This window comes from Planktothrix pseudagardhii, from assembly GCF_904830925.1.
Taxonomy (GTDB): domain Bacteria; phylum Cyanobacteriota; class Cyanobacteriia; order Cyanobacteriales; family Microcoleaceae; genus Planktothrix; species Planktothrix tepida.
On the sequence record NZ_LR882967.1, the window covers coordinates 2,963,835 to 2,974,625 of the forward strand.

Genomic DNA, 10,791 nt, shown 5'->3' on the forward strand with positions numbered 1-10,791 from the left:
ATGAAGTCAAACTATGAAGAGTTATATCGTTCAAGGTCGGTCTTTGCAAACGGATGATAGGCTAAGACTACAGCCGCGTATGATCAGAAGGTTATGCCACATCTAAATCATTCCATATCATCGCCATTAGAAACGCAGATTTTACAGGCTGCACGACGGCTATTTGCCCATCAGGGGTATGATAGTACCACGACTCGTGATTTAGCCATCGCCGCAGGGGTTGCCGAAGGGACATTATTTCGACATTTTGCCAATAAAAAAGCTATTTTAATCGCCATTGTTACCGAAGGATGGGTCGAAATTTTAACCGATTTGTTAACAGAATTAAGTGCAATGGGAAACTATAAAGCCATAGCACAACTGTTGCATCGACGAATCATAAACCTACATGAAAATGCTGATATGATGCGAATTTGCTTTTTAGAAGCTCAATTTCATCCCGAATTACGCGATCGCATTCAATCAGAAATTATTGCTAAAATGACTACTGTAACTGAAGCGTTTTTTGAAACAGCAATGCAAAAAGGGGTTTATCGACCCATGAATCCTAGAATAGTAGCTCAAGTTTTTTTAGGAATGTTTGCTGTTGCTGGGTTTAGTTATAGTACCTTCCTAGAACCTAATGCCTCTCCCCAAGCGATGAAAGAAATGGCAGAAGGATTAGCCGATATTTTTCTGAATGGAGTATTAGCAAAAGACTGAAAAACGCTATAAAAATTTGGCTTGTTGCACCCATTGTTGAATTTGATCAACAGACGGACATAAATCTCTTCGCTGTAAATTAGCGACATAAAAACGTAAGATTTGTTGATGTAAACGGTGAACGGGTAACTTGGCTAAATGGCTAACTGAACTGACACCAGAATGAAGCAATAGTCCACAATATTGACACCCAACACTCGGAATTCTAGCTAAGTCCGCCATTGCAATCCACTTGTTTACATCTCTAATATTAATCTGAAGAAAATTCGCCAAAAGCATTTTATCTGCTGGGGTTTTGCCTTTTTTTAACAGTTGACAGGTGGTTTTAATGCCATAATTGTTTAATCGGGTTTGATTATCCGAATTCAAGCCCGGAAGTTGAGAAATCGGCCAATCAACAGCTTGAATGAGGTTATGGGCGTTTGGTTTAAAAGATGTCATAGTTTGAATTCTGCTAGTTTCAAGTTTAGGGTAGAGAGAAAGACCAATTTTATTTTAAACTGATTTCATCTGAAAATGGAGCACAGGGTTTTACCATCTCACTGAATCAATTTTTTCCTTGAGATTAATTTCACACTTCTCTAGAATTTTAGATTAAAATAAACTCAAATGATTTTGATCTTAATTTAATTATGTTATTCACTCCTTCACCATTACTGATTGATACCCTCCGTCAACGGCGCAAAAAACTCAGTTATTTAATAGATTTTCCAGCACTTTTGTGGTCAGGTTGTGCAGTTTCTCGAAATTTTCCCGCTAATATTTATTCGTTTCGTGCGAGTAGTCATTTTTTATATTTTGCGGGATTTCCCTTAGAAAATGCAGCTATTCGTTTAGATCAAGGTCGCTTAGAATTATTTATGGATGATCCTCCAGAAGGTAGTACCCTTTGGCATGGAGAAATGCCTCAACGGAATCAAATTGCAGAATTCATCGGTGCGGATGCTCATTATTCCTTAAAAGAGTTATCCAATTATCTTCAAGATGCTGCTACAATTGTGGTGCAAGATCCCATTACTGCCTCAGAACAACGTCAACTTTTAAACTGTCCTCTTGTATCCGCAAGTGAACCAAAAGGAATAGATTTAGAATTAACAAACGCGATTATTACGTTACGTTTAATCCATGATGAAGTCGCATTAAACGAATTACGCCAAGCCGCAGAAGTCAGTGTAGAAGCCCATAAAGCAGGAATTAAAGCAACAAAAACTGCTCAATTAGAAGCACAAATTCGGGCAGCAATGGAAGGAGTAATTATCAGTCATAATATGACCTGTTCTTATAATAGTATTGTGACGGTACAGGGAGAAGTTTTACACAATAATCACTATCATCATCCTCTCAAAACTGGAGATTTATTATTAGCTGATGTGGGAGCAGAAACCGAGATGGGATGGGCTGCTGATATTACCAGAACTTGGCCTGTTTCTGGAACCTTTTCTTCAACTCAACGAGATATTTATCAAGTAGTTTTAAAGGCTCATGATATTTGTATTGATTCTATTAGACCGGGGATAGAATATGAAGATATTCATCGCATGGCAGCAACGGTTATCGCCGAAGGATTAGTAGAATTAGGAATATTAAATGGAAGTCCAGAAGACTTAGTAGAACAGGATGCTCACGCCTTATTTTTTCCCCATGGAATTGGGCATTTACTAGGGTTAGATGTTCATGACATGGAAGATTTAGGAGATTTAGCCGGATATGAACCCGGACGGGTCAGAAGTCAACGGTTTGGCTGGTGCTTTTTGCGGTTAAATCGACCCTTACAACCCGGAATGTTAGTTACCATAGAACCCGGATTTTATCAAGTTCCAGCTATTTTAAATAACTCTGAAAATCGGGAAAAATATCAAAAACAAGTGAATTGGGAACGGTTAGAACAATTTGCCGATGTCCGAGGAATTAGAATCGAAGATGATATATTAGTAACGGAAAAAGGAACAGAAATTTTAACGAAAAATTTGCCAACCTCTATTGAAGAGATAGAAGCATTAATTCAACAGTAATCTTATTGTCTTCTTCAGTCAAATTATGCTTAAACAACAACGAGTTAAACGGTTTATAATTTTCTTTTTAGGAACGATCATTTTTATAGGATTAACCGTAGTAGGTTATGCCTTTACAACCCTATTATTGTCAGATAATTCTTCAATATTATCTTCCTCCCCTAGTTTGTCTACCTGTGGAAGCCCTAGTGGGGGAGAAACAGATAATGCAATTGCCTCTTTTTATGGAAATAATTCCTATTCTTGGACAAATAAAATTCAATGGAATTGTGTTTATAATATTAAAGATTTTACCGGTTCAACAGTAGTAGAACAGTTCAATGCTGCTAGAGATGCGGCAGCAAATAATGGCGGAGGGGTTGTTTATTTTCCATCAGGAACCTATATTTTTGATGATAGCATTAAACTTAAATCAAGTGTTGTGATTCGCGGAGAAACACCTAATGTTAAATCGGCAAAATTAAATGATTATAATCCTCCGGCAAAATTAATATTTCCTGAATATAAACCCCAACTTTCAGGAAACGGAACTCCCAACGAAACCGCCTTTAAAAGCATTCAGACCCAAACTCCAAATCAAGATAGTAATATTGGCATCGTTAACCTAGATATTAATCGAGGTGCGATTAACTTTGTTGGGGATTTAGATAATACTAAAAGTAGTAATATTATTATATTTGGAATTCGCAGTAATAACGTCGCTAAACCCGATCCGAAAGTTCCAAACCTTGAATTTCAGAACCCTTGGCAACGTTATAGTCATCGCTTTGCTGCTAATATTGAACTCACGGTCTATCAAAATCTGTTAGTTGCTAATAACCGAATAAATGATAAAATTACAGATAATTATGAACAGCCCGGATATCGCTTACAGTCAAAAGATAAAAAGAAAGTTATAACCTATGAAGAAGGCAATAAAGTTCCATTTAATTATAGTAACCATTATGGAATTTCGGTTAACCGAGGGGGAAAAAAAGATGGGTTTCAATTAGCCGGAACTCCCACCACTGAACCTGGACTTTTTCGCAAAGGAATTGTGATTCGAGATAATTGGGTTTACCATACCATGCGAGTCGCTATTCATGCGGCTGGAGATGGGTTAATGATTCAAGATAATGAAATTAAAGATGAACCCAATAAACAATGGTGGACAGACCCCACAGGAACACGAGAAGCGACGGGTGCAGTAACGTTAGAAAATCGAGGAATTGACTGGTCAGGATGGAATGTTTTAATTGAAGGAAATGATTATCAAGTTTATCGTCATCAAATCGGAGAAACAAATTATTTAAGCGTAGATGGAGAAGGGATTTTAATTCAAGAATGTTGTGGGGGAACAACGGTTAAAAATGTTAAAATAAAAAATAACAAAGGCAATGCTTATATTGGACTTTATAAGGTTCAAGACATCAATAATGCCACGATTGAAAACAATCAAATCATCGATTCTGATATTTTTGTGATGGCAGATACTAATAATCAACCTTATAGTATGAACCAGGTTAAAATTATTAATAATCAAGTTTCAGGGAATATTATTGCTAAAGGCAGTTTAGGCGGTCAGGGGAATCAAATCTCTGGAAACCAAGGAAACCAAAGCGGAAAATTAAATTATTCTTGTTCTATTGAAGTTAATAATAATTCCGGTTTTAACGTTCAACCATGTTCTCCACTGCGCTAACTCATCTCAGGGTTTACCATAAACTTAATTGTATCGGTGTTTGTTCTAATTGATTCCAAGGAAGGGGAGAAATGGGCACAGAATGCTATTCTAACAATTGTTGCACATATTTAGCGGTAGAGGGCGATCGCTCTTCTTGGGGACAATGAACAAAAAAATAGACATCTTTTCCTTGATTTAACCAGTGATGAATCGGGGTTATCCAGTCTTCTAAAAAAGGTTGATTAATCGATAATTGCGGATGAGAAATAAACCGAACTAAACTAAACGAAGACGTAATACTAAATTCTACGGGAACGTTAGGTTTTGGGCGTTCTGAATTCAGTTGAGGGTCATCATCACTACTATAAATAGGACGGGAATCTAAAATCACTCGTCCCACGTTATAGGATTCTAAAAGCTGTTTTAATTCATTAAAATTATTCTCTTCAAACCATTCAGGATGACGAACTTCTACTGCTAACGGAACAATTTGATGGGGCCAAGCCTGAATAAATTCTTGCAAATCTTCTAATAAATTAGGGGAATAGCTCGGAGGAAGTTGAGCAAAAATCGGCCCTAAATGAGTTCCTAAAAGCTGCATTTGTTCAATAAAGCTTAACGCACCTGGAATGGCAAGTTTCAGTAACCCTTGATGGGTTAAATCCTTAGGTAATTTTAAACAAAACTTAAAATTCGGGGGTGTTTGTTGTACCCAACGAGTCACCGTTTCTGCATTTGGAACTGCATAAAATGTTGTGTTTCCTTCAACTGTATTAAAACGACGACTATACAGGGATAGAAAATCCGTCACACGACTTCCGACTGGGTACAATTCCCCCACCCAATTCTTATACGACCAAACCGCACAGCCTAAATAAAATTGAACCATAACATTCACCTTGGAAAAGCTGACTCTACCTTAACAATAACGAGAAAATCGTAATTACAGCGATTGTAGCCTCCATTTCACACGACAAAATGGAATATAAATTTTTTTACCTTAGTATAGTCCTGAAAAAAACGTATTTTTTTAGTAGACAAAAATTATAAAAACATCTATCTTTAGATATAAGGTGAATTAGCTGCTATAATTTACTAAGCCTTTTGCTTTAAGTTACTAAAGCTTTTGTAATTATCTCCCATTTAAAAAATATTATTTTCGTTTTTATGTGAAGCTAGGGCTAATTTATAAGTCATATCCAGCGTACAAACGAGAATGTTCCGCACATAGGAATGGACTGAATCCAGGCTCAGAGTATTGTAGCGATTGCTATATATCACATTTCCAGTTGATAGCTCAGTTTCAATGAATTTAAAACTATGTCAAACCTTACATTTCCAGACATAACCTCAAACCAGCAAATTTTAACTGATCTCGCCCAGCAAATTCAAAACCGCCCAACGACACCTATAAGTGTATCTGAAGGTGAAAATGGAGGTTTAGTAATGGTTGGGTCACTAGACCAACCTAATGTATTGGCTGGAAGTTCAAAGGATGATGTCATCACAGCCGGCGCTCAAAATGATGCCATTGATGGCGGTGATGGTGATGACTTCATCCTAGGTTTGCAAGGAGATGATAGCCTTTTGGGTGGTGACGGGAACGACACCATTTATGGTGGAAAAGGAAATGATTTGATTTTCGGTGGTTCTGGAGATGACATCATTTATGGTGATGAAGGAGATGATACGGTATTTATTTCTACTAACAAATACAAAAACTTCGTTTTTGTAATAGGATAGCTTGTATTGGCTGACTGATAAAGGTTTTAGAGATCGACCTCTCGGAGAGTGACAGAAGAGGGATATAAAGTCTCATTATATTCTTTGTCACCCCGAAAACCTGTTCTTTCTACCTCAATAAAACTTTGAAGATGAGGATAATTTTTATGGTTTACATTCTGGCTATCAAATACTGATACTTTTCTGCTAACATTTCGTCCATGACTGACATCTTTTTCTTCATATACTGTTAAAGTTTTTTCAATTTGTGCTAAAATTTTTATTCGCTTGTGTAATTTAAATTGATTGCCTTTTGCCGTAATTAAATAATCATTTTTGCTCTCAATTATTGCCTGAGTTGTTGCCTTACTACTGTTCAATTATACTGTTTAACATGATTTTTTTAAAACCGAATAAAAGTGATCTCTTTTTAATTTTATCAAAAAAAGATCACTTTTATTTTCCTTTTTACCCCTGACTTTGAAAACCCCCTGCTGATCGGGGAGGGGTTAAGGCATAGGTTAACTTATTTCAACCCATCAATTAACTGCATTTTTGCGCTCTCTAACGCTTCTTTTAACTTCGTCGCATCCCGTCCTCCTGCTTGCGCTAAATTCGGACGACCGCCACCGCCACCGCCGCAAATTTTGGCAATACCGCCAATGAATTTACCCGCTTGTAAGCCTTTATTATTAACAGCTTTACTGAACGCTGCAACAAAATTAACTTTACCATCCGTTGTTGCTGAACCTAACACAACCGCACTTTCTCCTAACTTTTGTTGGAGACGTTCTGCGGCGGTTTTTAATGATTCTGCATCTGCATCATTCAGTTCTGCAACAATTAATTTAAACTCACCAATGGTTTCAGCCGTTGTTAATAATTGTTCGGATTTGGCGATCGCTAATTCCGCTTTAACTCCTTCTAATTGTTTCTGAGTGGTTTTTAACTCTTGTTGTAAATTAGTAATGCGGTCTGGTAATTCTTCAGGTTTGGCTTTAAAGCGATCGCCTAAATCTTTTACCACCGTATCCCGAACTTTCAAATACTCTAAAACCGACTGTCCGGCTACGGCTTCAATACGTCGAATTCCTGATGCAATTCCCGTTTCTGAAATAATCTTAAATAGCCCAATTTCTGCGGTATTGCTAACATGAGTTCCCCCGCATAATTCCATCGAAACCCCAGAATAATCAACCACCCGCACCACGTCTGAATATTTCTCTCCAAACATAGCGGTAGCGCCTTTAGCTTTGGCTTCTTCTAATGCCATTTCTGCAATTACGGCCGGATGAGCTTCCGTGATCCAACTATTGACTTGATCTTCAACTTGTTGCAGTTCTTCAGTTGTTAACCCACGCGGACAATTAAAATCAAACCGTAAGCGTTCAAAATCTACTAAAGAACCCGCTTGAGAAATGGAGGGATCGACGATTAATTTTAACGCTGATTGTAACAAATGGGTTGCCGTATGGTTTGCTTGGGCACGACGACGACAAGCGCGATCAATTTGGGCATTTAAGGTCATTCCTGGGGTCACTCTTCCCCGTTCAATTCGTCCAAAATGGATGAAAATATTGGATTCTTTTTTAACATCATGAACCCGAATCACGGTATCACCATAACTTAAATAACCGCGATCGCCAATTTGTCCCCCAGACTCGGCATAGAAGGGCGTTTTATTCAAAATTACTTGAATTTCCGTTCCCGCTTCTGCTTCCTCAATGGGTTTTCCATTGACTAAAACTGCTTCAACTTTAGCATCCGAAGCTAACAACGTATAGCCTAAAAATTCCGTTGAGTGAATATGTTCTGCGAGTTGATCTAAACTGCCTTGAACGGTCAAATCAATCGTTTCATGGGCATCTTGAGAACGGCGGCGCTGTTCTTCCATTGCCGTTTCAAAGCCTTCACTATCCACCGTTAACCCATTTTCTTCAGCAACTTCTTGCGTTAATTCTAAGGGGAAACCGTAGGTGTCATATAACACGAAAGCATCTTGACCGGAAATTTCACTCTTAGCTTTATCAATAATTTCCGCTAACAGTTTTTCACCCCGTTCTAAGGTTTCCAAGAACCGGGTTTCTTCTCTTTGTAATTCCCCCTTAATTGCACTTTCCCGTTGACGCACATTCGGATAAGCTGCTTCCGATAATTGAATGGCAGTTTCAGCCACTTGGGTTGTAAATTCTCCGTTAATTCCAATTAACCGACCATGACGAACGACCCGCCGAATTAAGCGCCGTAAAATATAACCCCGTCCAATATTAGAAGCCGTAACGCCATCGGCAATTAAATGTACAACTGCCCGAATATGATCCCCAATCACTTTTAGGGAGACTTTAGTTTTCTCGTCAGATTTGTGATAATCGATTTTGGCAATTTCGGCGGCGGTTTTAATAATCGGAAAAATCAGATCCGTTTCGTAATTATTGGGAACCTGTTGCAGAATTTGTGCCATCCGTTCTAACCCCATTCCCGTATCAATATTTTTATTCTGTAACGGGGTTAAATTGCCATCATTATCTCGGTTATACTGCATGAAAACCAAGTTATAAAACTCAATAAACCGAGTATCATCTTCTAAATCAATATTCTCCTCGCCGCGTTCAGGATGAAAATCATAATAAATCTCTGAACAGGGGCCACAGGGGCCAGTGGGGCCAGATTTCCAAAAGTTATCCGCTTCTCCCATGCGTTTAATGCGTTGGGGAGGAACCCCAATTTTGTCGCGCCAGATGGCAAAGGCTTCGTCATCTTCCTCGAACACACTCACGACTAAGCGTTCTGGAGGTAACTCAAACACTTTGGTTGAAATTTCCCATCCCCATGCGATCGCTTGTTCTTTAAAATAATCTCCAAAGCTAAAATTACCCAACATTTCAAAAAATGTGTGGTGTCTGGCTGTTCTGCCTACATTTTCAATATCATTAGTACGGATACATTTTTGGGAGGTGGTGGCACGAGGAAATTCCGGTTGTCGCTGTCCCAGAAATATCGGTTTAAAGGGTAGCATCCCGGCAATGGTTAACAAAACCGTCGGGTCTTCAGGAACTAAAGACGCACTCGGCAGAATTTTATGCCCTCTTTCGGCATAGAAGTTGAGAAATTTTTGACGAATTTCGCTGCCAGTGGAAAATTTAGGGAAAAAAGTCATAACACTCACTTTAAAAAAAATCAGACCAACCTTTCAGCATAAATGAAAGATCAAATCTTACGTCGGGTAATTTCTATTTTAATTGTTGGCCTGTCTGCGGTGGGAGGTGCGGTCGGAGGAATTTTATTTCGCCAAATGGTCATTGTTGAACGGTTTCCCACCGTTTTGCCTCGGTTGCCCTTTGCCAATGCCTTACCGCCACTCGAAATTATTGCTGACAACGAAGTCCGTCCCTTACCAGGGAACCTGGATGAGGTGTTAATGTTTAATAGCAATAGTCCAGAATGGATTAAACAGGAAGGGATTTTACTCTCAACCTTTCCGGGGGGATGGCGTAGTCATCCTGAAGCCCATTTAGAATATCTTTTAACGGGAGAGTTTGAAGTTTTTGCTCATCATTTTACCCAGGCCCCTCCTGATTTAAAAACCTTGTATTTGGGGTTAATCGTTCATAATCCTGATGCTGAACCTGTTACGGTTGAAGTCTTATCAGCCGCAAGTTATTTATTGGAGCCAGATGCTCCTTTTAAAGAAAAACCGACTATCAGTGATAATACCAAAGGTGAGATTTATTCCGGGCCAGGAATTCGGGCCGTTGATGATGTTTTAAGGGAAAAGCGCCAATCTGAATTTCCTGAAACCTTAGAACTTGGCCCTGGTGAAAGTCAAATGTTAATGAATTTACCCATCCCAGTAAAGGGGTTAGACCGTCCGGTAAATGGGCGTTCAACGTTTATGCGGTTGAGGGTTCGGGGCAAAACCGATGATTCCGCCCCGGCTGCAATTTATATGGCTAGTTTAGCCCAATTTGCGAAGATGCACCCTGATGGCAAGGAACGGGCGCCAACTTTAGAAGAATGGCAACAGTTACTTGATAATGGCACTTTAGCACAACCCCGCGATAAAATACCTACTCCTCCAGAACAAACGGGAGGTCAGTTAATTTATAGTCGGGTGGCGGGAGTTCAAAAAGGGGCAACCTGGGAAGCAGATTTAGTCGATGAGGGCAAAGATTCTCTAACCATTCCTAATCAAGGAAAAGGGATTTCTTTTCCCATTAGTACCGTCCGGGCGGGAACATTAGGAACGAAACAAGTGCAAGCCGCACCGTTAATTGTACGTTATCCTGATACTGCCTATGAATCTCATGGCAATTATGGCGTACAATATGATTTACATATCCCGTTATTGAATGCAACGGATGAAACTCAAAGGGTAACGATTACTTTAGAAACCCCTTTTAAAGAAGAAACTTTATCGAAAAATGGATTAATTTTTAGACAACCGCCCTTAGATTTTCCGTTTTTTCGAGGAACGGTGCGGTTAAGATATGAAGATGAACAAGGAAAAACAATTGTTAAATATCTGCATTTATGGCATCGTCGAGGACAAATTGTTGACCCGTTAGTTCAATTAAAATTAAACCCGAAATCTTCTCGTTTTGTGAGAGTCGATTTTCGTTATCCCCCGGATGCAACACCTCCCCAAGTTTTAACGATTAAAACCTTAAATTAATTATCTCCCAGGACAAAAGA

Annotated in this window: 9 protein-coding genes; 5 read left to right on the plus strand and 4 right to left on the minus strand. The window is 38.9% G+C overall.

Features of this window, described 5'->3' with window-relative positions:
• The first annotated feature begins 93 nt into the window (after positions 1-93).
• Positions 94-702 carry a TetR/AcrR family transcriptional regulator gene (locus NMK36_RS12500; protein WP_072721428.1) on the plus strand — a complete coding sequence of 203 codons (609 nt, stop codon included), beginning with the start codon at positions 94-96 and terminating at the stop codon, positions 700-702.
• A gap of 6 nt (positions 703-708) precedes the next feature.
• On the opposite strand, the gene NMK36_RS12505 is transcribed toward NMK36_RS12500, so the two are convergent.
• Positions 709-1,143, minus strand: a complete 435-nt coding sequence (locus NMK36_RS12505) for a DUF4332 domain-containing protein (RefSeq protein ID WP_072721426.1) — start codon at positions 1,141-1,143, stop codon at positions 709-711.
• 191 nt (positions 1,144-1,334) lie between these two features.
• On the opposite strand from NMK36_RS12505, the gene NMK36_RS12510 reads away from it, so the two are divergent.
• Entirely contained in the window at positions 1,335-2,714 is a 1,380-nt protein-coding gene (locus NMK36_RS12510) for an aminopeptidase P family protein (protein ID WP_072721423.1), read from the plus strand.
• 25 nt (positions 2,715-2,739) lie between these two features.
• Positions 2,740-4,395: a glycoside hydrolase family 55 protein gene (locus tag NMK36_RS12515; RefSeq protein WP_254173860.1), complete on the plus strand. Its 1,656-nt coding sequence runs from the start codon at positions 2,740-2,742 to the stop codon at positions 4,393-4,395.
• An 85-nt stretch (positions 4,396-4,480) separates the two neighbouring features.
• On the opposite strand, the gene NMK36_RS12520 is transcribed toward NMK36_RS12515, so the two are convergent.
• Complete coding sequence (locus NMK36_RS12520; protein ID WP_254173861.1) at positions 4,481-5,266, minus strand: DUF72 domain-containing protein; 786 nt, start codon at positions 5,264-5,266, stop codon at positions 4,481-4,483.
• Between the two features lie 431 nt (positions 5,267-5,697).
• Between NMK36_RS12520 and NMK36_RS12525 the strand changes: the two genes are divergently transcribed.
• Positions 5,698-6,120, plus strand: a complete 423-nt coding sequence (locus tag NMK36_RS12525; RefSeq protein ID WP_254173862.1) for a calcium-binding protein — start codon at positions 5,698-5,700, stop codon at positions 6,118-6,120.
• Between the two features lie 26 nt (positions 6,121-6,146).
• On the opposite strand, the gene NMK36_RS12530 is transcribed toward NMK36_RS12525, so the two are convergent.
• The gene (locus tag NMK36_RS12530; protein ID WP_072721414.1) at positions 6,147-6,479 is read right to left on the minus strand and encodes a hypothetical protein; all 333 of its coding nucleotides are present in this window, start codon (positions 6,477-6,479) and stop codon (positions 6,147-6,149) included.
• Between the two features lie 146 nt (positions 6,480-6,625).
• Positions 6,626-9,256: an alanine--tRNA ligase gene (alaS, locus tag NMK36_RS12535; RefSeq protein ID WP_072721412.1), complete on the minus strand. Its 2,631-nt coding sequence runs from the start codon at positions 9,254-9,256 to the stop codon at positions 6,626-6,628.
• 42 nt (positions 9,257-9,298) lie between these two features.
• Between alaS and NMK36_RS12540 the strand changes: the two genes are divergently transcribed.
• Positions 9,299-10,771 carry a DUF3370 domain-containing protein gene (locus tag NMK36_RS12540; protein WP_254173863.1) on the plus strand — a complete coding sequence of 491 codons (1,473 nt, stop codon included), beginning with the start codon at positions 9,299-9,301 and terminating at the stop codon, positions 10,769-10,771.
• The last annotated feature ends 20 nt before the right edge of the window (positions 10,772-10,791 follow it).

Coding starts and splice junctions, on each gene's coding strand:
- NMK36_RS12525 (WP_254173862.1), top strand. CDS start 5,698: ATGTCAAACCTTACATTTCCAGACATAACCTCAAACCAGCAAATTTTA.
- NMK36_RS12515 (WP_254173860.1), top strand. CDS start 2,740: ATGCTTAAACAACAACGAGTTAAACGGTTTATAATTTTCTTTTTAGGA.
- alaS (WP_072721412.1), bottom strand. CDS start 9,256: ATGACTTTTTTCCCTAAATTTTCCACTGGCAGCGAAATTCGTCAAAAA.
- NMK36_RS12505 (WP_072721426.1), bottom strand. CDS start 1,143: ATGACATCTTTTAAACCAAACGCCCATAACCTCATTCAAGCTGTTGAT.
- NMK36_RS12510 (WP_072721423.1), top strand. CDS start 1,335: ATGTTATTCACTCCTTCACCATTACTGATTGATACCCTCCGTCAACGG.
- NMK36_RS12500 (WP_072721428.1), top strand. CDS start 94: ATGCCACATCTAAATCATTCCATATCATCGCCATTAGAAACGCAGATT.
- NMK36_RS12540 (WP_254173863.1), top strand. CDS start 9,299: ATGAAAGATCAAATCTTACGTCGGGTAATTTCTATTTTAATTGTTGGC.
- NMK36_RS12520 (WP_254173861.1), bottom strand. CDS start 5,266: ATGGTTCAATTTTATTTAGGCTGTGCGGTTTGGTCGTATAAGAATTGG.